The organism is Streptomyces paradoxus (assembly GCF_014202475.1).
In the GTDB taxonomy this organism is placed as follows: Bacteria; Actinomycetota; Actinomycetes; order Streptomycetales; family Streptomycetaceae; genus Streptomyces; species Streptomyces paradoxus.
On sequence record NZ_JACHGV010000003.1, the window covers coordinates 165,689 to 189,581 of the forward strand.

22 protein-coding genes and 1 riboswitch are annotated in these 23,893 nt (G+C 72.7%); of the genes, 12 read left to right on the forward strand and 10 right to left on the reverse strand.

The genetic code is table 11. The features are described 5' to 3' along the window. Positions 1–50 precede the first annotated feature (50 nt). The 5 genes from HNR57_RS10380 to HNR57_RS10400 all read left to right on the forward strand — a co-directional run bounded on the left by HNR57_RS10380 (position 51) and on the right by HNR57_RS10400 (position 7,228). Positions 51–1,316: a DegT/DnrJ/EryC1/StrS family aminotransferase gene (locus HNR57_RS10380; protein WP_184559173.1), complete on the forward strand. Its 1,266-nt coding sequence runs from the start codon at positions 51–53 to the stop codon at positions 1,314–1,316. Continuing rightward, positions 1,309–3,576, forward strand: coding sequence for a lipopolysaccharide biosynthesis protein (locus HNR57_RS10385; protein ID WP_313673313.1), 2,268 nt, complete (start codon positions 1,309–1,311; stop codon positions 3,574–3,576). Before HNR57_RS10380 ends, HNR57_RS10385 begins: the two co-directional genes overlap by 8 nt. 258 nt (positions 3,577–3,834) lie before the next feature. Further along, positions 3,835–5,652 carry a glycosyltransferase gene (locus HNR57_RS10390; protein ID WP_184559175.1) on the forward strand — a complete coding sequence of 606 codons (1,818 nt, stop codon included), beginning with the start codon at positions 3,835–3,837 and terminating at the stop codon, positions 5,650–5,652. Next, positions 5,649–6,089 (forward strand): hypothetical protein, encoded by a 441-nt coding sequence (locus HNR57_RS10395; protein WP_184559177.1) that lies wholly within the window; start codon positions 5,649–5,651, stop codon positions 6,087–6,089. The genes HNR57_RS10390 and HNR57_RS10395 overlap by 4 nt, the downstream gene beginning before the upstream one ends. Continuing rightward, on the forward strand, positions 6,086–7,228 hold the full coding sequence (locus HNR57_RS10400; protein WP_313673315.1) for a glycosyl hydrolase: 1,143 nt from the start codon (positions 6,086–6,088) through the stop codon (positions 7,226–7,228). Before HNR57_RS10395 ends, HNR57_RS10400 begins: the two co-directional genes overlap by 4 nt. An 11-nt stretch (positions 7,229–7,239) precedes the next feature. Here HNR57_RS10400 and HNR57_RS10405 read toward each other — a convergent pair whose 3' ends face one another. The 3 genes from HNR57_RS10405 to HNR57_RS10415 form a co-directional block, all read right to left on the reverse strand. Further along, positions 7,240–7,995, reverse strand: coding sequence for a polysaccharide deacetylase family protein (locus HNR57_RS10405; protein ID WP_184560340.1), 756 nt, complete (start codon positions 7,993–7,995; stop codon positions 7,240–7,242). A gap of 113 nt (positions 7,996–8,108) precedes the next feature. Further along, positions 8,109–9,401 (reverse strand): glycosyltransferase family 2 protein, encoded by a 1,293-nt coding sequence (locus tag HNR57_RS10410; protein WP_184559179.1) that lies wholly within the window; start codon positions 9,399–9,401, stop codon positions 8,109–8,111. Between the two features lie 20 nt (positions 9,402–9,421). Further along, positions 9,422–10,507, reverse strand: coding sequence for a GNAT family N-acetyltransferase (locus HNR57_RS10415; RefSeq protein WP_184559181.1), 1,086 nt, complete (start codon positions 10,505–10,507; stop codon positions 9,422–9,424). A 171-nt stretch (positions 10,508–10,678) separates the two neighbouring features. Here HNR57_RS10415 and HNR57_RS10420 point away from each other — a divergent pair, with 171 nt between their 5' ends. Continuing rightward, positions 10,679–11,527 (forward strand): HAD family hydrolase, encoded by an 849-nt coding sequence (locus HNR57_RS10420; protein WP_184559183.1) that lies wholly within the window; start codon positions 10,679–10,681, stop codon positions 11,525–11,527. Here HNR57_RS10420 and HNR57_RS10425 read toward each other — a convergent pair. After that, on the reverse strand, positions 11,491–12,258 hold the full coding sequence (locus HNR57_RS10425; protein WP_184559185.1) for a transglycosylase SLT domain-containing protein: 768 nt from the start codon (positions 12,256–12,258) through the stop codon (positions 11,491–11,493). The genes HNR57_RS10420 and HNR57_RS10425 overlap by 37 nt on opposite strands. 3 nt (positions 12,259–12,261) lie before the next feature. Beyond that, positions 12,262–12,439: riboswitch (cyclic di-AMP (ydaO/yuaA leader) on the reverse strand. A gap of 502 nt (positions 12,440–12,941) precedes the next feature. On the opposite strand from HNR57_RS10425, the gene HNR57_RS10430 reads away from it, so the two are divergent. From HNR57_RS10430 to HNR57_RS10445, 4 genes are all read left to right on the forward strand, one after another. Next, positions 12,942–13,952 carry a polyprenyl synthetase family protein gene (locus HNR57_RS10430; protein ID WP_184559187.1) on the forward strand — a complete coding sequence of 337 codons (1,011 nt, stop codon included), beginning with the start codon at positions 12,942–12,944 and terminating at the stop codon, positions 13,950–13,952. Between the two features lie 232 nt (positions 13,953–14,184). Further along, positions 14,185–15,435 (forward strand): LolA family protein, encoded by a 1,251-nt coding sequence (locus tag HNR57_RS10435; protein ID WP_184559189.1) that lies wholly within the window; start codon positions 14,185–14,187, stop codon positions 15,433–15,435. A 41-nt stretch (positions 15,436–15,476) separates the two neighbouring features. Continuing rightward, positions 15,477–16,463 carry an ABC transporter ATP-binding protein gene (locus HNR57_RS10440; protein WP_184559191.1) on the forward strand — a complete coding sequence of 329 codons (987 nt, stop codon included), beginning with the start codon at positions 15,477–15,479 and terminating at the stop codon, positions 16,461–16,463. Next, positions 16,450–17,328: an ABC transporter permease gene (locus HNR57_RS10445; RefSeq protein ID WP_184559193.1), complete on the forward strand. Its 879-nt coding sequence runs from the start codon at positions 16,450–16,452 to the stop codon at positions 17,326–17,328. The genes HNR57_RS10440 and HNR57_RS10445 overlap by 14 nt, the downstream gene beginning before the upstream one ends. A gap of 3 nt (positions 17,329–17,331) precedes the next feature. Here HNR57_RS10445 and HNR57_RS10450 read toward each other — a convergent pair whose 3' ends face one another. The 3 genes from HNR57_RS10450 to HNR57_RS10460 all read right to left on the reverse strand — a co-directional run bounded on the left by HNR57_RS10450 (position 17,332) and on the right by HNR57_RS10460 (position 19,645). Next, positions 17,332–17,913: a flavodoxin family protein gene (locus HNR57_RS10450; protein WP_184559195.1), complete on the reverse strand. Its 582-nt coding sequence runs from the start codon at positions 17,911–17,913 to the stop codon at positions 17,332–17,334. Between the two features lie 86 nt (positions 17,914–17,999). Continuing rightward, entirely contained in the window at positions 18,000–19,121 is a 1,122-nt protein-coding gene (locus tag HNR57_RS10455) for an amidase (RefSeq protein WP_184559197.1), read from the reverse strand. A 20-nt stretch (positions 19,122–19,141) separates the two neighbouring features. Next, positions 19,142–19,645, reverse strand: coding sequence for a DUF6668 family protein (locus tag HNR57_RS10460; protein ID WP_184559199.1), 504 nt, complete (start codon positions 19,643–19,645; stop codon positions 19,142–19,144). 159 nt (positions 19,646–19,804) lie between these two features. Here HNR57_RS10460 and HNR57_RS10465 point away from each other — a divergent pair, with 159 nt between their 5' ends. Beyond that, positions 19,805–21,121: a tetratricopeptide repeat protein gene (locus HNR57_RS10465; protein WP_184559201.1), complete on the forward strand. Its 1,317-nt coding sequence runs from the start codon at positions 19,805–19,807 to the stop codon at positions 21,119–21,121. Positions 21,122–21,135: 14 nt separating this feature from the next. Here HNR57_RS10465 and HNR57_RS10470 read toward each other — a convergent pair whose 3' ends face one another. Next, positions 21,136–22,086: a M28 family metallopeptidase gene (locus HNR57_RS10470; RefSeq protein ID WP_184559203.1), complete on the reverse strand. Its 951-nt coding sequence runs from the start codon at positions 22,084–22,086 to the stop codon at positions 21,136–21,138. Positions 22,087–22,238: 152 nt separating this feature from the next. Then, positions 22,239–22,712 carry a VOC family protein gene (locus tag HNR57_RS10475; RefSeq protein WP_184559205.1) on the reverse strand — a complete coding sequence of 158 codons (474 nt, stop codon included), beginning with the start codon at positions 22,710–22,712 and terminating at the stop codon, positions 22,239–22,241. Between the two features lie 21 nt (positions 22,713–22,733). Between HNR57_RS10475 and HNR57_RS10480 the strand changes: the two genes are divergently transcribed. Then, positions 22,734–23,357, forward strand: coding sequence for a CGNR zinc finger domain-containing protein (locus HNR57_RS10480; RefSeq protein WP_313673323.1), 624 nt, complete (start codon positions 22,734–22,736; stop codon positions 23,355–23,357). Here HNR57_RS10480 and HNR57_RS10485 read toward each other — a convergent pair. Continuing rightward, positions 23,344–23,793: a winged helix-turn-helix transcriptional regulator gene (locus HNR57_RS10485; RefSeq protein WP_184559207.1), complete on the reverse strand. Its 450-nt coding sequence runs from the start codon at positions 23,791–23,793 to the stop codon at positions 23,344–23,346. The genes HNR57_RS10480 and HNR57_RS10485 overlap by 14 nt on opposite strands. Positions 23,794–23,893 lie beyond the last annotated feature (100 nt).

Below are 23,893 nucleotides of genomic sequence, written 5' to 3' on the forward strand. Positions count from 1 at the left end.
GCCGGAAGGCCTCGGGGAGGGGGCTTTCCCACGGCACATCTGGGGGGCGGATGGCCATAGGGGAGGCCGGTCCGGGTTCGGTGCGGCATGGTGCACAGCCGAAGCGGCTGGAAGAGACCATGCGCGCCCGGCTCGGCCGGGAATGTGTGTACGTACCGTCGTGCCGTTTCGGGCTGTACGTGGCGCTGCGCCACTGGTGCCCGCCCGGCGGGCGGGTGCTGATGTCGCCGGTCAACGACGACGTGATCTTCTTCGTCGTGCTCGCGGCCGGACTGCGGCCGGTGCAGGCGCCGTTGAACCCGCTCGACGCGTCCATCGACGTCGACGCCGTGCCGGACGAGGTGTGGGGCTCGGTGTCGGCCGTGCTCACGACGAACCTGTACGGGAACCCGGACCCGGCGCCGCGCCTGCGGCAGAAGTGCGACACGCTGGGCATCCCGCTGTTCGAGGACGGGGCGCACGCGATCGGCAGCCGGGTGGGGGACAGACCGGTCGGGGCGTGGGGCGAGGCCTCCGTGTTCAGCCTGTCCAAGCACGTCGGGGCCAAGGCCGGAGGCATGCTCTCGCTCGCCGACCCGGGACTGCGGGAGGCGGTGGAGAAGACTTGCGCCGGACTGCTCGCGCCGCGCCGGACCAGTGCCGAACTGGCCTATCTGGTCCGGCCGTACGCGGAGGCGGCGGTGCGCGGGCTGCGGCTGCGGCGCGCCGCATGGGCCGCGATCCGGCTGCTGGGGCTGGCGGACCGCGAGGAGATCCGGATGCCGCTGCGCCCGGACGAACTCGCCCTCGCCGCCCGTGAGACGCCCGGGCTCGACGCCCACCACCCATGGGTGCGCGTCGACATGCACGACTACCGCCTGGAGGCGGGCCGGCTGCGGCTGCGGCGCATCGGCCGGGGGCTCGACCGGCTGGACGACGTCCTGGACGCCTGCCGGGCGGGCACGGAGCTGCTGCTCGCCACGCCCTGGGCCAAGCCGCGTGACACCTACGGCACGCAGCCGTTGTTCCGTGTGCCGCTGTTCGTGGCCGACCGGGACGCGGTGGTGGCGGCTCTGGCACGACAGGGCATCGTCGTCGGCTACCTCTACGACCCGCCCTTGGACGACTACGCCGGTGCGGAGTTCACCGACCCCTCGCCGGCGCCCGAGGCGGCCCGCTGGTTCGCCCGGCACGCGCTGCCCGTGGATCCGCTGCGGGCGCGGGCGGCGGCCGAGGTGCTGGAGCGGTCCGGGGCGCGGCCGGTGCGGGCGCCGGGAGAGGAAGAGCTGCCTCGGAGCAGGCCGACACCGGGAGGGCTGGAACAGTCCCGTGACTGAGATCCAGGTGCACGAGCCCGCCGCCGCGCGCACCGGCGGCGGCGGACCGAAGCCTGCCGGTGGCGACCACACCCACGACTCGCTCTTCAAGAACGCCTACTTCCTCATGCTCAGCACCGGCGTCTCCGCCGTACTGGGCCTGGGATTCTGGATGGTGGCCGCCCGCTACTACACGGAGGAGGCCGTCGGCCAGGGCTCGGCCGCGATCGCCGCGATGCGGCTGCTCGCCAGCATCACCGCCACCACGATGATCGGCGCCGTCGTCCGCTTCGTCCCGCGCGCGGGACGCCAGACCGGGCGCCTGGTGTGGGGCACGTACGTGGCCAGTTCGCTGGTCGTGGCGCTCGCGGCCGCCGTCTTCCTGCTCACGCTCGACGCGTGGGGGGCCTCCTACGCGCCCCTGGGCACGCCCGTGGCGGGAGCGGTGTTCGTCGCGGCCTGCGTGGCGTGGGCATTGCTCACCCTCCAGGACGGAGTGCTCACCGGACTGCGCAAGGCGGAGTGGGTGCCCGCCGGGAACGCGGTGTTCTCGGTCGGGAAGCTGGTCCTCCTGGCCGTCTTCGCCGGCATGCTGCCCGTGCTCGGCATCTTCGTCTCCTGGGCGGTGGCGATCGCCTTCTCCACCCTGCCGCTGGGCTGGCTGATCTTCCGCCGGCTCATCCCGCGCCAGGCGGAGGCCGACCGGGACAAGGAAGTCCCGAAGATCAAGGACATGGGCCGCTTCCTGGCCGGGGACTCGCTGGGCGCCCTGTTCAGCCTGGCGATGATCAACCTGCTGCCGGTGATGGTCGCGGTCCGCTTCAGCGCCGCCGAGAACGGCTACTTCTACGTGGCCTACACCGTCGGCGGCACGATGGAGTTCATGGCCATCAACATGGCCTCGTCGCTCACCGCGCACGCCTCGCACGACCCCCGCCAGCTCGCCGACGGCGTCCGGGGTGCCCTGCGGCGCATGACGCTGCTGCTGGTCCCGGTCGTGGCCGTGCTGGTCGTCTTCGCCCCGTACATCCTCACGCCCTTCAGCCCCGACTACGCCGAGCACGGCTCGACCGTGCTGAGGCTGCTCGCCCTGGGCGCCCTGCCGCGGGTGGTGGTGGAGCTCTACATCGGCGTGCTGCGCGTCCAGGGGCGCACGGGTGTGCTCGCCGCGCTCCAAGGGGCCATGTGCGCCCTGGTGCTGGGCAGCGCGGCCGTGCTGTTCACCCCGTCCGGTATCGCGGGCGCGGGCTGGGCGGTGCTGCTGAGCATGACGCTGATCGCCGTCGTCTCCGTGGCCGGGCTGCGCGCGGCCCTGCGCCACGACGACGGCCCACCCGCCGTCCGCACGCCCACCGAACCCGCCTACGGCACCCACTGGGCGAAACTCAACGCCACCGCCGGATACGGCACGACGTGGGCCCGCCGGGCCGCCTACGAGTCCAAGGAGGGCGACCAGGAGACGGTCACGCTCTTCATAGGGCGCCCCGGCTACGAGCGCGAGGCGCTGCAGGCGGACACGCTGGCCCTGATCGTGCGGCCGGAAGGGCCGGCCGGGCAGCCACCGCCCCACGACCCGGGGGAACCGGACCAGGAGCCGCGGGAACGGCGGCTGAGAGGCGCCCTGTGGAGCCTGCTCGGTGTCGCCGTCGTGTTCTTCTGGGCCCCGCTGCGGGACCTGCCGTGGCTCGACCGGGCCACCGAAGCGACCCTGACCGGCCGTCAGCTGCTGGAGGGCCTGCCCCTGCCGTCGCTCACCGCGGGCGGCCTGCTGCTCGTGGTGTTCGTCGCCGCCGTCACGCTGAGCACCCGGCGCGACGCGTGGCTGCCCGGCACGGCGCTGGGCGCCGCCCTCATCGCCCTGTACACCGCACCGGCCGCCCTCGGACGGGAACCGCCGCCGGTGGACGGGGCGTTGTATGAGAAGACGGCCGGCTTCCTGGCGGACGCGGTGGGGCTCGGCGGACCCGAGCCGCTGCTGCGCTGGGCATCGCCGGTCTGCCAGTTGCTGTGTCTCGTACCACTGGGGCTGCTGCTCGCGAGCGCGGGCGGGCGGCTGCCGTGGCCGGGGCGCTGGGGGGTTCTGTATCTCGTCGCGGTCGGCGGCTGGGTGTGGCGTGACGCGCTCGCACCCCTCGCGCCGCCCCTGCTCGTCGCCCTCACGCTGCTCCTGCTGCTCCACCGCGCCGTGACGGCGTGGGCGCGCTCCCGCACGACAGTCACAACGAGCCCCATAGCCGACCGAACGGCCGACGCACCACCGAGCGGCCCACCCCGCGACTGATCCAACGGGAAGCCGAGACCGATCCGGGCCCCGGACCGACAGAGGCCGAACAGAGGCCGCGCAGAGCCGAACAGAGCCGAAGAGAGCAACCGCCAGGGGGGAACCACCGTGCGTCCGCCAGTCACACCGAGGGAGAGATCCACGCCAGAACCCACACCCGCACGGGACGGCGCGAACACCCCCGGCAGCGGCCCCGAGACGGCCAGCCAGTCCTCCAGCCCCTCCTCCTCGGAGTCGTCGAGCCCCGCCCATGAGCCCGTGACGGATCTGTCCGACCTGCCCCCCGCCTGGTCCGGGCGCCGCGCTCTCGCCTGGCCGGGGCTGCCGCTGCTCGTCGCGCTCGCACTCTGGGCGTACGCCATGCGGCACACCGATGTCTCTCGGCTCGACGACTACGGGCTGGTCAGCGCGCTGCACCCCACCTTCTGGGCGGGGCTCGCGGTGCTCACCACCGGCTTCTGGTTCACGGTCCGCGACCCGCGCCGGCCGGGCGCCTGGCCGGCGGCGTACGTGCTGGGCCTGCTGGTGATGGAGCGGGCCACGCAGGCCGTGCTCTACCCGACGCCGCTGTACGCCTGGGCGTGGAAGCACGAGGCGGTCATCGACCATCTGCTGACGGCCGGCGGCCTGCAGACGGCCGATCAGGTCGGCGACATGGCGGTGTACGACCAGTGGCCGGGCTTCTTCGCCGCCCAGGCCGCCCTGCAGCGGCTGCTGGGCGTGGACTCGGCGGCGATGTTCATGGCCTGGTGGCCCCTGGCCTCCAGCCTGATGCTGCTGCTCCCGCTGCTGCTGATCTACCGCACCTTCACCGAGGACCGGCGGCTGATCTGGACCGCGGTCTGGCTCTTCTGCGTCGCCAACTGGGTCGGGCAGGACTACTTCTCCCCGCAGTCCGTGGCGTACGCGCTGCACGTGGGCGTGCTCGCGGTCGTCCTGCGCCGCTTCGGCCGGTCCGCCGTGCGGCGCGGCCGGCCGCGGCAGGCGGTGTGGACGGTGGTGATCACCGTCATGATCGTGGCGATCGTCATCTCCCACCAGCTCACCCCGGGCATGCTGGCCGTCTGCCTGCTCGCCCTGTGCCTGAGCCGCCGCTACCGCGACTGGGTCCCGCTGGTCACGACCGTGGTGATCTTCCTGGCCTGGTGCCTCACGGCCGCGCTGCCCTTCCTGTCCGCGGCGATGCCGGACATGATCCGCTCCATCGGCGACGTCGGCGCCAACGTCGAGACGGGCTACGGCGCCACCCCGACCGGCACCGGAGCGATCGCGACCTCCTGGGCGGCCCGGCTGCTGTCCGGCTCCGTGCTGCTGCTCGCGGCCGTCGGCGTGCTGCGCCAGCGGGTGCTGCGCCACCGAGCCCGGCCCCTGCTGCTGGTCGCGGCGGCCCCGCTGCCGATGTTCGCGGCGAGCAGCTACGGCAGCGAGATGATCTTCCGGGTGCTGCTGTTCATGCTGCCCGGCGCCGCCTTCTTCGCCGCAGCCGCTCTGCTGCCCAAGGTCCGCACCCTGGCCGCCGGCGCCGCCGCGCAGGAGACCGGCGACCGGCAGGCCACCGGCACCGCCCGGTCCCGCCGCTGGGGCATCGGCACCTGGGTGCCGCTGGCCGCGCTGCTCGGCGGGACCCTGGCGTTCGTCCCCGCCTACTCCGGCAAGGACCGGATCAACTACTTCCCACCGCAGGAAGTGGCCCTCGTACGGCAGCTCTTCGACCAGGCGCCCGACGGCTCGCTGGTCGTCGCCGCCAACCGCAACTACCCGGACGCGTACGCCTCCTACTGGAGCATCGACCACTACTGGTTCCTCGACGACGCCCGCAGCCACGTCGACAAGATCGTCCGGGAACCGGCCGCCACCCTCGCCGATGACATGGCCGGGGTGGAGCGGCCGGCCCGCGCCTACTTCCTGCTCACCCAGGGGCAGCTGGCCAACTCCGAGATGAACGGGCAGCTCGACAAGGCGCAGCTGGACCGCATCCGGAAGTCCCTCGCGGCCTCGCCGCGCTTCCGGCTGGTGGCGGAGAACGGCGCCGGATGGCTCTACGCACTGAAGCAGTCAGGGGGAGCGGAGCGATGACACCGCAGGAACTCGTGATCCGGATGCTGCCGCCGTTCGGCGGCTGGCTGGCGCTGGCCGCGCTCGCCCTGCCGGGCGGATCACCGCTGCGGGGCGCCGCGGTCGTGCTCTTCCTGGCGGCGGGCCCGGGCGCGGCCGTGGTCAGAGTCTGCGCCCCCGCGATGGGGGCGCGGCCCGCCGAGGGGCCCGTGGAGCGCCGGGACCCGGACTTCGCCCGCCACTCCGACCTGCTGGAGCGGCTGATGCTGACGCTGTTCCTGAGCATCGGCGCCGTGATGCTCGTCGCCACCGTGCTGATCGCCACGCACACCTTCAGCGCGCAGCGGGTGCTGCTGACGCTGACGCTGCTGACCACACTCGTCGCGTTCTGTCCGCCGCTGCGCGCCTCCCCGCCGCCGGCGACGACGCCGAGGACACCGAAGGGTTCCGCTCAGTGAGGTTCAACCGTCCCCGCCGTCCCTTTCGCCGCGACCCCGACACCGTCGGACAGCACCGCAAACCATCCGCAGGGCAGTCGGCCTCCGGACCGTTCGCGTCGAGCCGGCGCCGTCTGCTGATCACGTCGGCCACGGTCGTCAGCGCGGTCCTGGTCGCCGTACTCGCCCTGCGGAACGCGTCCGGGCCCGACCCGGGAGCCGCCGGTTCCAAGGCGGACTGCCGCCCGACGGCCCTCCTGGAACCGCCCTGCGGCGCCTGGTTCGGGGCGTTCGTGCCGCACGAGCGGGACGACCTGCCGGAGAAGGTGCGCGCCTACGAGAAGCGCGTGGGCCGCGAGCTCGACATCGTGTACACGTACCACGACATGTCCCTGCCCGAGGGCACCCGGCGCGAGGGCCAGCTGCTCACCCCGGAGGAGCGGCGCGTCGGCGAGGACCACCTGCTGCTGCTGTCCTGGGAGAGCAAGTGGTGGGGCGGCACGAAGCGGCAGCAGCCGACCTGGAAGCAGATCGCCGCCGGCAAGCTGGACGACGAGGTCATCGACGTCCAGGCCCGGCGCATCAAGGACTACGGCAAGAAGGTGTTCCTCTCCTTCGACCTGGAGATGGACACCCGCACCCCGGACAACGGCACGCCCGCCGAGTACGTGAAGGCCTACCGGCACATCCACGACCGGTTCCGCGAACTGGGCGTCGACAACGTGGTGTGGACGTGGATCACCACCGGGTACCTCGACCACGCCGACGAGATCAAGAAGATGTACCCGGGCGACGACTACGTCGACTGGGTCGGCTACAACCAGTACAACTACTACCGCTGCCACGAAGCGGGCTGGCTGACCTTCGCGCAGACCCAGAACGCCACGCACGACTGGATCCGCGCGAACATCTCCGACGACAAGCCGCTGATGCTCTCCGAGTTCGGCACCGCCGCGGACCCGGCGCGCCCGCAGCGGCAGGCCGAGTGGTACGGGCAGGTGCCCGGCGTGCTCAGGGGCCTGGAGGGCGTCAAGGCCGCCCTCCAGTGGAACTACCGCGACCCTGGGCCGCACTGCAACCTGGCGCTGGCCAACGACGCGGCCTGGGACAGCCTGCGCAAGGCGGTCTCCGACCCGTACCTCAACCAGCCGCTCAAGTAGCCCCGGCAGGGTCAGCCCGCGAACTCGGGCCCGTGCACCACCGCACGGGCCCGCCGGTACCAGCGCCACGCGATCGTCTTCGGCCCGTCGCGGTACGGCGCGATCCGTGCGCCGGCCCCCGCCAGCCAGCCCTCGACGTCGGCGACGGTGTGGGTCCGCCGGACGATGAGCCGGGCGATGCGGTACCGCTCGTCGCGGTCGGAGCTGAGCGCGTGCCGCACGGCGGTCGCCGTCTCGTAGCCGGCCCGGGCCGACATCGCCCGTACCCGGGGGCTGTTGTAGCCGTGCGGGTAGGCGAGGTGCCGGATCTCGTGCCCCAGGGCGTCCTCCAGTACGGCCTTGGAGGTACGCAGTTCGTACGCCAGGGCCTTGGCGGACAGGGTGTCGAGCTGCGCGTGCGTGACGGTGTGGCTGCCGATCTCCATGCCGGAACGTTCCAGCTCCGCCGCCCGTGCCAGGGCCATCATCGGGGCGGGCGGCAGCAGGCTGCGGCCGCCCGGGGCGATGGCGCCGGTGGTGAGGTAGGCGGTGGCGGGCAGCGCGCGTTCGGCCAGCGCCGCGGCGGTGGGGCCGGGCAGGTCGGCGAACCCGTCGTCGAAGGTGAGCAGCACGGGCCGGGGCGGCAGCGGCGCCCGCCTGGCCAGGTGATCGGCGATCGCGCTGATGGTCACGGGTGTGCGCCCGCTGCGGACCACGGCGTCGAGGTGCGCGCCGAACTGCTTCGGCGTGACCGTGAACTCGGCGATCCAGTCCGGTGGATCGTCCATCACGGAGTGGTACAGGAAGACGGGGATGGCGGGAGTGCCGTGGGCACGGGGCGGGACCGTCGGCCCCTCACCCTCCTGCGCACCCCGCTCCGCCCGGCCTCTGCCGTCCGTCTTCATCTCGCCCCCCGGGCCGTCTCGTCGCGAGCGGTCGCGCGCAGCGCGCGCCGCGCCTTCAGATAGCCGGCCGGGCCGTACAGCATCCCCCTGCGCTGCAACCGCGACAGCCGCCGCGGCCAGGGATGCGTCCGCACGTCGTGATCACCCGGCGTCCCTCCGCCCTCCGCCTCGCGTACGGCGGTCAGCGCGCGGGCATGGGCCAGACCCCGCGGCAGCCGGGTGAGGAACGCCGGCAGCAGCGCGGGCCGGTTCACGAGCACCGCGGTGAGGTACGCGGTGAGCCCGGCTCCGTAGCCGTACGCCTGGGTCTCCAGGTCCCGCCAGGTCTCCCGGTGGTGGTGCCACACCAGGGCGTACGGCGTGTAGCGCAGCCGGTGGCCCTGGGCCAGGACGCGGACGAAGCCGTAGAGGTCGTCGCCGCCCCGGGCGGCCGTCCCGGCGCCGGTGGCCGGGTCGAAGCCGCCGACGGAACGCAGGACCGCCGTCCGGAACGCCATGTTCGCGCCCGAGCCGAACCGCCCGGCCGTGAACGGGAACAGCGGTTCGTCGCCCGGCGGACACGCGGGGTCGTACGTCCTTGGAGTGAAGCCCTTCGCGAAGCCGCCGTGGCTCTCCAGCAGCACCTGGGCCGGGGTGGTCAGCCGCGCGGGCAGGATCAGCCCGGTGCAGCACCCGAGCCCGGCGTCGGCGGCGAAGGGCGCGCTCAGCTCGGTCAGCCAGCGCGGGTCGGCGACCACGTCGTCGTCGGTGAAGGCGACCACCTCGCCGCGCACGGCGTCCAGCCCCGCGTTGTGCGCGCCCGCGAGTCCCGGAACAGGCTCACGGACGTACCGCACGCGCTCGGCGTACTTCCGCTCGATCAGCTCCCGCGTCTCGCTCGTGACGGGCGCGTTGTCGACGACGACGATCTCGAACCGCGGATGGTCCTGCGCCAGCAGCGAGTCCAGCGCCCGGGCCAGCTGCCCGGCGCGCTCCCGGGTGGCGACGACGACACTCGTGAACGGCGGCTCCCCGGGGTCGCCGAAGACGGCCGGACCGAACTCCGCCCGCGCCCGCTCCGCCAGCACGGCTCTGGGATCCGCCCCCTCCGGAACCCGCCCGAGCAACGTGCCCACGGGTCGGCCGCCCCTCCTGACCAGTACGAACACCTCGCCGTGCGTCACGGGCGGGCTTCCCGGGCCGGGTCTGAGCACCGCCTCGTCACCGTCGAGGTCCAGCTCTGCGACCTGCACCGCCCCGATGTCCAGGAACCGCCGGATCTCCTCCTGCGCACGCGCCGAACGGGCCATGCGCCCACCCCCCTTGTGTGTCAGGTACGGCGCAGCCGAGCCGCGCCCTTCAGCGTCCGCGCGGCCAGCGACGCGAGCCGCGGCCTGCTGCGGACGAAGCTGTGCGCGCGGCGCGTGGGCTCGCGGCTCAGCCAGTGCAGTGCCGCCCCGGCCCCCGGCCGGGTCACCGCACCCTCGTACACGGGCAGTTCGCCCGTCTTCAGCGCGTCCTTGTACTCGGCCGCGCCCCGCCCCAGGTCGAGCATGCCGATGCCGTCGGCGGCCGCCGCCTCGGCCATGCGCAGGTGCAGCACGAGACCGGGCGAGAACTTCGCGAACTCCGGGTCGTAGGCCGGGAACCAGCAGGCCAGCACCGAGGACGAACGCAGCCCGAAGTGCGCGGCGACGGGCCGCTCACCGGCGTAGAGCACCGACAGCGTGCCGCTGCACTCCGGTGCCCGGGTCCGGGCCAGCTGCCCGACGAGCCGGGTGATCCACTCCTGGGCGAACCGGTCCCGGCGGCCGGTCCTGCGGTACTGGGCGGACTTCCACTCCATGAGCGTGCGCAGCGCGGCCGGTTCGCGTTCGTCGAAGACGAACCGCAGCTCGCCGCCCTGCCGGCCCAGCCTGCGCTCCTTGGCCAGGGTGGTCTTCAGGAATTTCGGCGACTGCGAGCGCAGCACCGACTCGTACGTCTCGTAGCCCTTCTCCACGTCGATGACGTAGGTGGCGTGCTCCTCGGCCGCGTACCGGGCGAACAGCCGCTGCTCGGCCTCCAGATTGTCGAAGGCGAAGCTCGACACCGAGCAGGCCCTCAGCAGCCGGTCCGTCTCCAGGTCCAGACCCGGCCGCAGGATCGCGCCCTGCGCATCCGAGACACCGAGCCCGATCGCCCGGCCCTGCCCCAACGGGCCGCGCTCGTAGGGCAGGAACCCGGCCGGGTCCAGCCCCTCGTACACCACAGCCACCCGGGCCCCCGGCCTGACCCGGCCGACGGCTTCGGTGAACTCCGGCTCCATGAAGGGGTTGCGCGGTGCCTCGGAAGCGGCGCGCAGCGCACGCCAGCGCTCCCTCTCCCCTTCGCCGAGCTCCCCGGGCCCGGCCACGCGAATGCGCCCACTGCTCAACCCGACCCCCCGATCAAGTCCCCCCTGGACACTTGGAAGGTACCGCTCGATGCGGCCCCTCGGGTAGGTAGCGGAGCATGTTGTTGCCAACCGGTGCAGAGGCCTTCAACCGGGCAATCGGCGTCGGTCGTACGATGAAACGAAGGGGCGCGCTGTCCGTATTCTCTGATCATGGCCGCACCCATCGCATATTCACTCATCGCCACCGATCTGGACGGGACGCTGCTGCGCGGCGACGACACCCTCTCCGACCGGACCCTCGCCGTGCTCGCGCGGGTGGCGGACGCCGGTGCCCAGCACCTCGTGGTGACCGGCCGGCCGGCGCCGAGAGTGCGGCCGCTCCTGGACGACCTCGGCGCGACGGGGCTCGCGGTGTGCGGGCAGGGCGCGCAGGTGTACGACGCCGGCGCGGACCGGCTGCTGTGGTCCATCACGCTGGACCGGGAACTGGCCGAGACCGCCCTGGGCAAGATCGAGGCCGAGGTGGGGCAGGTGTACGCGGCGGTCGACCAGGACGGGGTCGACGGGCTCACGCTGATCGAGCCGGGCTACCTGATGCCGCACCCGACCCTGCCCGCCGTGCGGGTCGAGCGGCGCGACGAGCTGTGGGGCGAGCCCATCAGCAAGGTGCTGCTGCGCCATCCCCATCTGTCCGACGACGAGTTGGCCGCGACGGCCCGCTCGGTGGTCGGCTCACTGGCGACGGTGACGATGTCGGGGCCCGGCACGGTAGAACTCCAGCCGTGCGGGATCACCAAGGCGACGGGCCTGGCGCTGGCCGCCGAGCATCTGGGGCTGCGCCCGGCGGACACCATCGCCTTCGGCGACATGCCCAACGACATCCCGATGTTCGACTGGGCCGCGCACGGGGTTGCGATGGCCAACGCCCATCCCGAACTCAAGGCCGTGGCCGACGAGGTCACCCTGTCGAACGAGGACGACGGCATCGCTGTCGTCCTCGAACGACTGCTGGGCGGGGCGGATCAGTACGGGCCGTTGACGTTGTCGATCGAGCCGTAGCGGTCGGCCGCGTAGTTGCAGGCCGCGGTGATGTTGGCGACCGGGTCGTACGGGTCCCACGACGTGCCGTCCACGTGGTAGGCCTGGAAGGTCGGGTCGATGGTCTGGAGCAGACCCTTGGACGGGGTGCCCTTGGCGGCGTTGGAGTCCCAGTTGTTGATCGCCAGGGGGTTGCCGGACGACTCGCGCATGACGTTGCGGTAGATGCCGTCGTAGGACCCGGGGATCCCCTTCTGCGCCATGATGTCCAGCGCCTCGCGGATCCACCCGTCGAGGTTGTTCGCGTAGGTCTTCGCGGACGCCTGGGTGGCCTGGGCGACGCCGCCGGCCGGCTTGGCGGGGGCGGACGACTTGGTCGCCGTCTTCTTCTTCGCGTCCGTCTTGGTGGTCTTCACCGTCAGCTTCAGACCCGGGTGGATCAGCTTCGGGTTGTCGCCGACGGCGGCGCGGTTGTCCTTGTAGAGCTGCTTCCAGCCGCCCGAGACGTCGTACTTGTCCGCGATGCGGGCCAGCGAGTCGCCCTTGACCACGGTGTACGCGAGGGACTTGGCGGGCTGGGCCGCCTGCGGCACGGACTGTGCGGCGGCGGGTGCGCTCTGGGGCGCGGCGGCGCTCGCGTGCGTGGCGCCGAGGAGCGGCAGGGTGAGTGCCGCTCCGCCGGTGCCGGCGGCGATGAAGCCTCGGGTCAGCGGGTTGGTTCTGGGGCGACGGTGCTTGCCTCGTCCGGCCATGGCGAAATTCCTCTCCGGCGCCTGCGAGGTGAGCTGTCGGGTTCGGGCCGGGAGGTGCCCGGCCGCGTACGGCGCTGTGTGCCGTGCGCGGCTTCACCCCGAGCCGTGCCGCTGTGCGGACCGGCGACTTACCTGGGTCCCCCGCTCCTGCCCTGCGTGAGTGAGTCGGTTCCTGTGGGGAGTCCGGGCGGCGGCAGGATTGGGCGTCCGCCGGACAGGCCGGGAACGTATGCGAGAGCACATGTCGGGAACAAGCACCTCAGTCACATATCGCGCGGTTGACCTTGGTCGGGGCTTTTTGGGCCGCTTGATCCTTTGCGGGAGCCAAGGCTCAACTGGCGTTCCGGGGAAGGCGGTACGGGCCGATGTCGAGGTGGGGCGAAGAAGGGGAACAAGTGATTCAACTCACTGATCGCGAGCCCGCAGGGCAATTTCCGCCAAGGGGAATTCATCGACTCATCACGGCAAATCGTGCATAGTTCCCTACCTATGGGTAAGTCGTTTTATATCTGTTCTTATAGGTTGATCGAAAACATAACGGTCGTGATCGGATACCGCCCGGCCTGTAACCCTGGGTGCTGGCGGTGATCGAAACGTGACCGGATACGCTGGCCGGAGTGAGGGCAGCGACGTATCGACAATCCGCGTAAACACCGGCAGACACAGCAGACAGGAGACCCCTCGTGACCGACGTCGGGCCGTTCGGGCTGAGCGTGCGGGACCAGGCTCTGGAAGCCGATGTCCAGGCCGGACTGGCGGCTGTCGAGGAAGGCTTGCTCGAAGCCACCAAGAGTGAGGTGCCCTTCATCACGGAGGCCGCCCAGCACCTGGTGCGGGCCGGAGGCAAGCGCTTCCGCCCGCTGCTGGTGATGCTCTCCGCCCAGTTCGGCGACCGGTACGCACCCGGGATCGTGCCGTCGGCCGTCGTCGTGGAGCTGACCCACCTCGCCACGCTGTACCACGACGACGTGATGGACGAGGCCTCCGTGCGCCGCGGTGTCGCGAGCGCGAACACCCGCTGGGGCAACTCCGTCGCGGTCCTCACCGGCGACTTCCTCTTCGCCCGCGCCTCGCACATCCTGGCCGACCTCGGCCCGGAGGCCGTGCGGGTGCAGGCCGAGGCGTTCGAGCGGCTGGTGACCGGCCAGATCCTGGAGACGGCCGGGCCGCAGGACGGCCGGGACCCCGTCGAGCACTACCTGGACGTGCTGGGCGGCAAGACCGGCTCGCTGGTCGCGGTGTCGTGCCGGTTCGGCGCGATGATGTCCGGCGCCGACGACACGGTCGTGGACGTCCTGACCCAGTACGGCGAGCGGCTCGGCGTCGCGTTCCAGCTCGCGGACGACGTCCTGGACATCGCCTCCGACTCCCACGAGTCCGGCAAGACGCCCGGCACCGACCTGCGCGAGGGCATCCCCACGCTGCCGGTGCTGCGGCTGCGCGAGCGGGCGGCCCGGCTCGGGCTCGCCGAGGACATCGCCCTGTGCGAGCTGCTCGACTCCGACCTCACCGACGACGCCCGGCACGCCGAGGCCCTGCGCCTGCTGCGGGCCCACCCGGCGCTGGAGCAGGCCCGGCGGGACACCGTCCGCTACACCCAGGACGCCCGTTCGGCGCTCGCGCCCCTGCCGGAGTGCACCGCGAAGACGGCGCTCCTGGAACTGTGCGACGCGGTGGTGCACCGGGCCGGCTAGCCCGCCCTCTCCGCACGACCCCTACGGGTCGGGGGAGGAACCGCCCTTCCGTGTCATACCCCAGCAGTACACGGAGTTGAGTCCGGGGTCTGACGTATCTCCCTGGCCGATTTGGTCAGATGGACACCACGGAAGAACACCACTCCTCACCTGTTCGGGTGAGAATGGCGGCTCAGGGACGAGTGCGTGGACGACACGGACAGCCGCCGCCGACCACGGAGGTAGGGCACACATGGCACCGTACGCATCCGACGACAGCACGACCGCCGGAGAGGTCGACGAGCAGCGCTCCGGGCGGCGCAAAGCCGCGCGGTACATCGTCCCGGTCACCGTGGTGGGGGTGGCCGCCGCGACGATCGGGCTGGTCCCCGCGCTCGCCGACTCCGGGGACCCCGACCTCCCGAAGATCACCGCACAGCAACTCATCGAGAAGATCGCCGAGTCGGACGTCCAGCAGCTGTCCGGCACGGTGAAGATCAGCACGGACCTCGGCCTGCCGGACCTCGGCGGCCTGGAGTCGGGCCTGCTGTCCGGCGCCGCGGGCAAGGGCGGGGGCGAGGGCGGCTCCTCCGCCGACCCGACGGCCAAGCTCACCGAACTGGCCTCCGGCACGCACACCCTGCGCGTCGCCGCCGACGGCCCGGACAAGCAGAAGCTGTCGCTGCTGGAGAACGCCGCCGAGTACAGCGTCATCCACAACGGCAAGGACGTCTGGGGCTACGACAGCAAGTCCAACGAGGTCTACCACGGCACCTCCTCGAAGAGCCCGGAGCACGGCAAGGACCAGCAGCCGCCGGCCACGCCCAAGGACTTCGCCGAGGAGGCCCTGAAGGCGGTCGACGACACCACGTCCGTGACCGTGGACGGCACTGCCCAGGTCGCCGGCCGGGACGCCTACAGGCTGGTCGTCAAGCCGAAGCAGTCCGGCTCCACGGTCGGCGCGATCACCGTCGCCGTGGACGCGAAGACCGGCATGCCGCTGAAGTTCACGCTGACCCCGGCGAGCGGCGGCGCGGCCGTCGTCGACGCGGGCTTCACGAAGGTGAGCTTCGCCAAGCCGGCCGCCTCCACCTTCGACTTCACCCCGCCCAAGGGCGCGAAGGTCACCGAGGAGAAGGACTCCGGCAAGGCCTCGGGCGAGACTCCGCGCAAGGCCCCCGGCAAGCCCTTCGACCTCGGTGAGGCGCCGGGCCACAAGGCCGGGAAGGGCTTCGGCGGCCACGACGGCATGAAGACCATCGGCGAGGGCTGGACCGCCATAGCCACCTTCGACACCGGCGGCGAGGGCGTGCCCTCGGGCAAGGCCGGCGGCGAGTTCGGCGGCTTCATCGACTCGCTCGGCGACAAGGTCCACGGCACGTTCGGCTCGGGCACGGTCTTCTCGACCCGCCTGGTCAACGCACTCGTCACCGACGACGGCAAGGTCTACGCGGGCCTGGTCACCAAGGACGCCCTCGTGAAGGCGGCCGACGCCGGCAAGTAGGTCCCGGAGCCGCACGGGACGTCGAGAGAACGAGGAAGCCGATGGGCGAGGTGTCCGCCGAGGAACCGGAGCAGCGTGAGACGCGGGCCGAGCCCGGGGAACCGGTCATCGCCACCCACGCGCTCACCAAGCGCTACCGCGGCGGACAGCTCGCCGTCGACGGTCTCGACCTCACCGTCCCGGCGGGCAGCGTCTTCGGCTTCCTCGGCCCCAACGGCTCCGGCAAGACCACCACCATCCGCATGCTGATGGGCCTCATCGAGCCCACCTCCGGCACGGCCCGGGTGCTCGGGCAGCCCATGCCCCGGGCCACCCGCGCCGTGCTGCCGCACGTCGGCGCCCTCATCGAGGGCCCGGCCCTCTACGGCTTCCTCTCCGGCCGCGACAACCTGATCCGCTACGACAGCGCCGACCCGGCCGCCGACCCGCGCACCCGGCGCGTCCGGGTCGCCTCGGCCCTGGACCGGGTGGGCCTGACCGCGGCCGCGGGCAAGAAGGCCAAGGCGTACTCCCTGGGCATGAAGCAGCGCCTGGGCCTCGCGGCCGCGCTGCTCCAGCCGCGCCGGCTGCTCGTGCTGGACGAGCCCACCAATGGCCTCGACCCGCAGGGCATGCGCGAGATCCGCGCCCTCGTCAGGGAGCTGGCCTCGGACGGCACGACCGTCTTCCTCTCCTCCCACCTCCTCGACGAGATCGCGCAGGTCTGCACGCACGCGGCCGTGATGGCACAGGGCCGGCTCATCACGCAGGGCCCGGTCGCCGAGCTGTCCGCCGGGGCGCGCGGCCGGCTGGTCGTGACCACGCCGGACCCGGCGGAGGCGGCCCGGATCCTGAAGGAGCAGGGTGTCGCCGATGTCGTCGTCACCGACGACCGGGTGATGGGCGAACCGCCGGACCGCGACCTCGCCGAGGTGAACGCCGCGCTGGTGACGGCCGGGGTCCGCGTGCGCGGCTTCATGGTGGAACGGGCCTCGCTGGAGGACGCGTTCGTGGCGCTGACGGGGGAGGGCTTCGATGTCGCGGGCTGAAGTCGTGGAGAGCGTACGGCCGGTGAGCCCGTTGTGGACCTTCGGGCTGCTGCGCAACGAGCTCGTCACCACGTTCCGGCGGTGGCGCACGCTCGCACTGCTGGCCGTGCTGGCGGGTGTGCCGGTCCTCGTCGGCATCGCCGTCAAGATCGAGACGGGCGACGGCTCGTCGCCCGGCGGCGGAGGCGGGGGAGGACCGGCCTTCATCTCCCAGATCACCAACAACGGCCTGTTCCTCGTCTTCACCGCCCTGGCCGCCACGCTCCCGTTCTTCCTGCCGATGGCGGTCGGTGTCGTCGCGGGTGACGCGATCGCCGGCGAGGCGGCCTCCGGAACGCTCCGCTATCTGCTGGTCGCCCCGGCCGGCCGCAGCCGCCTGCTGCTCACCAAGTACGCGACGGTGGTCGTCTTCTGCCTCGCCGCCACGCTCGTGGTCGCCGTCTCGGCGCTGACGGTCGGGGCGCTGCTCTTCCCGCTCGGTGACCTGACGACCATCTCCGGTACACAGATCAGCTTCGCCGAGGGTCTGGGCAGAGCCCTGCTGATCGCCCTGGCCGTCGCCGCGTCACTGATCGGCGTCGCCGCGCTCGGCCTGTTCGTCTCGACCCTGACGGGCAGCGGCATCGCGGCGATGGCGACGACGGTCGGCCTGCTGATCACGGTCCAGATCCTCGACCAGATCCCGCAACTGCACGCCCTGCACCCGTACTTCTTCTCCCACTACTGGCTCTCCTTCGCCGACCTCATGCGCGAGCCGGTCTACTGGGACGAACTGGCGAAGAACCTCGGCCTCCAGGCCCTGTACGCGGCGGTTTTCGGGTCGGCGGCGTGGGCGCGCTTCACGGCGAAGGACATCACCGCGTAGCGCTCAGTCCTCGTACAGGAACCTGGCCGGGGGCGCCTCCTGCTCGAAGAAGGTCTTGGCGCGGGTCAGCGCCGCGTCGTCCCTCAGCACGTCACCGGGCTTGCTGCCGTTGCCGAGCAGCACGCCGCCGAAGCGCATCCCCATGTACGCGGCGGAGTTGTGGAGCGTCCCGACGAGCGGGTCGGCGACCACCTCCTGGGTGTGCGCGAGGGCCGTGACGCCCCACAGGGTGCGGCCGGCCAGGGTCGCCTTGAAGTCGAGGCCGGGCGTGCGCAGCCAGCCCGACCAGTAGTCGAGGTAGCGCTTGGTCTGCGCGGAGACCGAGTACCAGTACAGCGGCGAGACGATCACGATGTCCGTCGCCGCGAGCGTGGCGTCCAGCAGCCGGGCGACGTTGCCCTCGGTGGGGCGGACGTGGTCGCTGTCGTGCCGCAGGTCCTCGAAGTCCGGCACCGGAAGCTCGGTGAGGTCGATCCACTCCTGCTCGACGTCCGGGGGCAGTTGCTCGGCGGCCCGGCGGGCCAGCAGCTCGGAGTTGCCCTCGGCGCGAGCGCTGCCCAAGACGAAAAGGAAACGGCGGGTCATGGGTGCCCCTCTGGAGAACTCGGCATCGGCAGTTGCATGCATGTGCATCGTATGTGCATGCAACTAAAAGTGCCAGGGGGTGCCCGTCACGCCTCCCGCGCCACCGCCAGCAGCAGTGCCTCCCGCCCCGGCGGCGCCACCAGCTGGAGACCGGCCGGGCAGCCGTCGCCGCCGAAGCCCGTGGGCAGGCTCAGCGCGGGGTGACCGCTGAGGTTGAACCCCCAGGTGAGAGAGGTGGAGTAGCGGTCCCCTGGCCCCTCGTGGCCGTGCGGGGCGGTCGGTGCCGTCGGGGTCAGCAGCAGCTCGGCGTCGGCGAACAGCCCGGCCAGCCGCCGGTCGTTCTCCGCCCGGACGCGCTCGGCCCCGGCCGGGTCGGAACCAGGGGTGCGCAGGGCGAGCCAGGCCGGGCCGGGATCCGCCAGCCGCAACGGCACCCGCGGCCGTACGAGCCGTACGACCCCTGCCGCCACGAGCCGCTCCACCGCGGCCCGGGCGAGCGCGACGGGCTCCGGGTCGGGGTCGGCGAACCCCAGGTCGGGGGACCAGACCGCGGGGACGGGAAGGGCCGCCTCGGCCGGCCGCCGCTCACCGGACACCACCGCCCACCACAGCCCGGCGTCCGACGCCGAGCGGGCGAGCACCCCGGGAACCGCGAGTCCCGTACGGTCGCCCGACGGCAGCCGTCCGTTCGTCGTCTTCAGGCCGGTCACCCCGCACCACGCCGCCGGGATGCGCACCGACCCGGCCCCGTCGCCGCCCGTCGCCAGCGGCACCAGCCCGGCCGCCACGGCCGCGGCGGCCCCGGCCGACGAGCCGCCCGGCGTACGGTCGGCCCGCCACGGATTGACGGTCCGGCCCCGCGCCCCGAGCCCCCACGTCTGCCAGGGCGTTCCCGGCCCGGGCACGGAGGTCGCACCCACGGGCACGCACCCGGCCGCGAGCAGCGGACCCGCCCCGCGCAGCCCGTGCCGCCCCTTCACGGCGACCGGCACGCCGGCCAGCGGCAGGGACGCCTCCGCGCCCCGCCGGCCGAGTCGCGTGTCCACCTCACGCGCCCGCCGCAGCGCCTCCTCGCCCCACACCTCGGCGAACGCGCACAGGTGCGGATCGGCCCGCTCGATCCGGTCCAGGGCCGCCGCGACGACGTCCGTCGCGCGCAGCTCCCGGGCCCGTACACCCGCCGCGATCTCCCTGGCCGACAGGGGCACGGCCGACGGAGGCAGAGCCGTCAGCGTGCCGCTCCCGTCAGCCGGGCCAGGGCCTCCGTCTCGCGCGGCGGGCGGCCCAGTTCACCGAGCCGCCAGGACGGCACCCACGGCACGCGGTACACGTCGATGACCGACTCCAGCGATCTGACCCGCTGGGCGAGCGGGCGCGGCAGCCGGCCCGGGGCGTCCGCCACGAGGACGATCGCGTCCAGGTCGAGCCCCGGCGGAGCCTGGCCGCGCCGGAAGATCTCCACCGCTCCGGCGGCCGTGTCCAGCCCGGCCGCGTGCGTCCGCGCGACCAGCAGCACCGACGGGGGATCGCCGGGCCCGGGCCAGGACCGGCCGCTGTCGTGGCCGCCGTAGACCGCGGCGAGTGTGGAGACGCCCGCGCCGCCGTGTAGGCCGACCCAGGAGAATCGCCGTGCCGCGGCATGGGCGTGCGCGGGCTCCGGCGGCCCCGGCTCCCGGGTGGTCACCGGGCCGCGCAGCCAGATCTCCGGTCCCTGTCGCCTGCCTGTGTGCATGCCCCTCTCCTCCCTCGTACGCCAGGTCTTCATGCCCTCGGTAACGACCGTGCCGGGGCCGGCGTCCCTTGGGACGAGGCTGTGACACCGTGGTGACGTGAGAAACGGGGGCGAGCGGACACACTCGACAGTAGGTGTACGACGCCCAGTGAGGGGACGATGTCGCGACTCAGCCGCGAGAAGAAGCGGGAACAGAAGCAGGCCGCACACGCGGCGACCCCGGCGGCGCCGATCGACGTCCATGTCCCCGGGCCCGGCACGGACGTGGGAGGGGGAACCGGCGGCGTGTCCGACGGTGCCTCCGTCGGTGGCGTCCCGGTCTTCGCGGCTCCCGGTGAGGAGATCCAGCGGGCCGTCCTGAACCGCCTTCACCACATCGCCCTCGCCACCGGCCACCCCGTCCTCGCCACGATCCGCGACGAGCGCATCGGCTACGTCGTCCCGCTCCGGGTCGACCCGGACGGCTCCAGTCACTTCACGGCAGAGCCGGTCGTCACGACCCCGCCGGAGCGGCAGCCCGCCCGGGACGACACCGCCGCCGCGCCGCCGCAGCCCGCCCGGAGCGAGGCCACGGCCCCGCCCGAGCCGCAGCGCCCGCGCGGCGACAGTGCCACGCACGTGCTGCGTCCCGTGCCGGAGTCCGGCCGCGGCGCGGCCCCGACGTTCCCGCTGCGGGCCGTGCCCGAGTCGCAGCCGGCCGACGAACCCGTACCGACGTTCGAGCTGCGCGCCGTGCCGGAGCGGGCCGAGCCCGCCCCGGAAGACGCGCAGCCGCGTACGGCGATGCCGCCCGGCACCGTCGCCCCGCCCACCGGCGAGTTCGGCCCGCCCCCGCCGATGGACGCGAGGCCGCTCCCGGTTCCCGAAGCCCAGCCGGCTCCGCGACCCGCGCCGGTTCCCGAAGACGTCCTGATCGCCGCCGACCCCGACCCCAAGCCCACGCCCCCGCGCGGCTTCGACGCCGTCGCGGAGGCCGTGCTCGGGGACGAACCCCTCACCGCCCCGGGCGATCCCGCCGCCCCCGCGCTCCTCGCGGAGCCGATCGCGCGGATCAACGAGGCGGTGAAGGAGGGCAGGATCGAAGCGGCGTCCGCCCTGGCGGAGCAGACCGTCGTGCAGGCGTCGGCGACGCTCGGGCCGGAGCACCCCGAGGTGCTCCGGCTGTGCGAACTCACCGCGTACATCGCCTACTTGGCGGGCGATCCGCTCCGCGCCTTCCGGCTGTCGCTCGACCTGGCCGGTGCCCGCCGCCGGTCCGGCGACGCGGAGGCCGCCTACGGCAACGTGGAGAGCGCGGCCACCGCCTGGCGCGCGGTGCGCGACCCCGCGCTGGGGCTGGAGCTGGGCCGCGACCTGATCGGCCTGTGGACGGAGCTCGCCGCCGAGGACGGCCCGGCCGCCGAGGAGGTCGAGCAACTGGAGTCGGCCCGCGCCCGCATGGGCCGCCTCACCGAACGCGCCGCCCGCAACCAGTAGGCGCCGTCCGGGGGTTACTCCGACAGCTCCCAGACCGCGTGCGCGAGGGCGTCGCTGTTGCGGTTCAGGGCGGTGTCGTTGATGTTGGCGGTGGTGTCGCAGGAGGAGTGGTAGCAGCGGTCGAAGGCCCGCCCGGCCGTACCGCCCCACTTGGCCGCCTGTGCCGCCGTCATCGTCCGGCTCGCCCCGGTGAACAGACCGCCCACCGGCACGCCCGCGCTCTTGAAGGGCGCGTGGTCGGAGCGGCCGTCACCCTCGGTCTCGATCTCGGTCGGGACGCCGATGCCGGTGAAGTAGTCCTTGAAGGTCTTCTCGATCGCCGGGTCGTCGTCGTAGACGAAGTAGCCGGGGTTCGGGGAGCCGATCATGTCGAAGTTCAGGTAGGCGCTGATCCTCGAACGGTCGCCGGTGGTCAGCCGGTTGACGTGGTAGCGGGAGCCGACCAGGCCGAGCTCCTCCGCGCCCCACCAGGCGAACCGCAGGTGCTTGGTGGGCTTGTACTGCGCCCGCGACACGGCGAGGGCGGCCTCCAGGACGGCGGCCGAGCCGGAGCCGTTGTCGTTGATACCGGCCCCGGAGGAGACACTGTCGAGGTGCGAGCCGGCCATCACGACCTGGTTCGCGTCGCCGCCCGGCCAGTCGGCGATCAGGTTGTAGCCGGTGCGGCCGGAGGCGGTGAACTGCTGGATCGTGGTGGTGTATCCGGCCGCGTCCAGCTTGGCCTTCACGTAGTCGAGCGAGGCCTTGTAGCCGGCCCGGCCGTGCGCCCGGTTGCCGCCGTTGGCGGTGGCTATGGACTGCAGCTGGGACAGGTGGGCCTTGACGTTCGCCACGGGTATGTCCGGCGCGGCGGCCGCTCTGGACGGAGCGGAGGACGCGGCGTCGGCCACGGCACCGCCGACCAGGAGCATGGCGGTTGCCATGCCGCCCGCGGCGACGGCGCGCGCGGAAACGGAGAGCTTCATGTGGGGGCTCCGGATTCCGTGGGGAAGCCCGTGGGATGTCCACGGGCCGCCCACAGTGAATGGGGTGCCTGGATGGTGAAGCTGGTACTGACTCTCCGTCAAGGTACTGATTCGGCCAGGGGGTTACGGAGTGCAGGCCTCCGGAGTCTCCGTCACTGGACGCAGAACTCGTTCCCCTCCGGGTCCGCCATCACGACCCACTCGCCGCCCTGCTCCTTCACCCGCCGCAGCGCGCTCGCCCCGAGCCCTTCCAGCCGGGCGACCTCCTCGTCGCGCCGCCCCTCGCCCGGGTGCAGATCGAGGTGCAGCCGGTTCTTGACCGTCTTCGCCTCCGGCACCCGCTGGAACAGCAGCCGACGCCCCAGCCCCGTCCCGCTCTCCTCCTCGTAGGGGTCCTCGGGATGCCGTACGGCGATCAGGTCCCGGAAGGCGCGGCGGCCGTGGAAGTCGACCGTGGCCTCCTCCGGCAGGGCGCCGAAGCCGAGCAGCTTCCCGATGAGGGCGCTGTTGTCCTCGACCTCGTAGTGCAGGGCCGCGGCCCAGAAGTCGGCCTGGGCGTGCGGGTCGTTCGCGTCGATGACGAGTTTCCAGTGCACGGGGGCGGGCGATGCGGGTGTCTGCGTCATGTAACCACTTATACTGGTTAGGTGAGTGGACGCGCAGGGGAAACGCCGGACCGGACACCCGGCCTGACGCTGGTCTCGGGCGAGGGCAAGCCCTACCGCTTCGACCCCGGCACCCTGTGCCTGGAGCTGACGACGACGGGCGGCCCCGGGTTCTTCGCCCGCTGGGAAGTGCTGCACGAACCGTCCGACCTGGTCACCTGGGCCGGGCTCAGCCGGCTGCCGGACGGGCTGGACCTCACCGTCTCCGCCGGGGAACTGGAGCGGGCGCGCACCCTGCGCGACGCCGTGCTCCTCCTTGCGGCCGACCGCGCCCACGGCCGCCCCCTGCACACCCCCCACCTGGACGTCGTCAACGCCGCCGCGGCCGCGCCGCCGCTGGTCGCCCGTATCGAGGCCGACGGCACCCGCTCCTGGGCCCCGGGCGCCACCGGCACCCACCTGCTCGCGACCGTCGCCCGCGACGCGATCGACCTCTTCACCGGGCCCTGTGCCGACCGGATCCGCGAGTGCGGCGCCCACAACTGCTACCTGCTCTTCGTCGACACCTCCCGCCCGGGCCGCCGCCGTTGGTGCGCGATGGAGCACTGCGGGAACCGCGAGAAGGTCCGGGCGCACCGCGCCCGCCACGCCCCTACGAAGCCGTAGTCTCCGCGGCCTCGGCCGCGCGGGTGTCGTAGGCGGTCCGGGCGTGCGCGATCTCCGCCTGGTGCTCCTCCGTCCAGGTCACCAGGGACTGGATCGTGGTGTGCAGCGTCCTGCCGAGCGAGGTCAGCTCGTACTCGACGCGCGGCGGCACCACCGGGTGCACCGTCCGCTTCACCAGGCCGTCCCGCTCCAGCGAGCGCAGGGTCACCGTCAGCATCCGCTGGCTGACCCCGTCGATCTCCCGGCGCAGCTCCGTGAAGCGCAGCCGCCGGTTCTCCAGCAGCGCGATGACCAGCAGCGACCACTTGTCGGCGATCCGGTCGAGGATCTGCCGGACCTGGCAGTCCTCGCGGGTGTCCCACTGGAAGGGGTCGGCGTCGCCGTAGTCCACGGTGCTCGCGCAGTTACTCGGTGACTTCGAAGTGCCTTCTTCCATGTCCATCGATGCTGCCGCAGGGTGGGGCGTGGTTACAAGAGGGAACCGACCCTCAGTTGCGTAACCGTCCCCGACCGGAGGAGTGTTGACTCATGGGCAC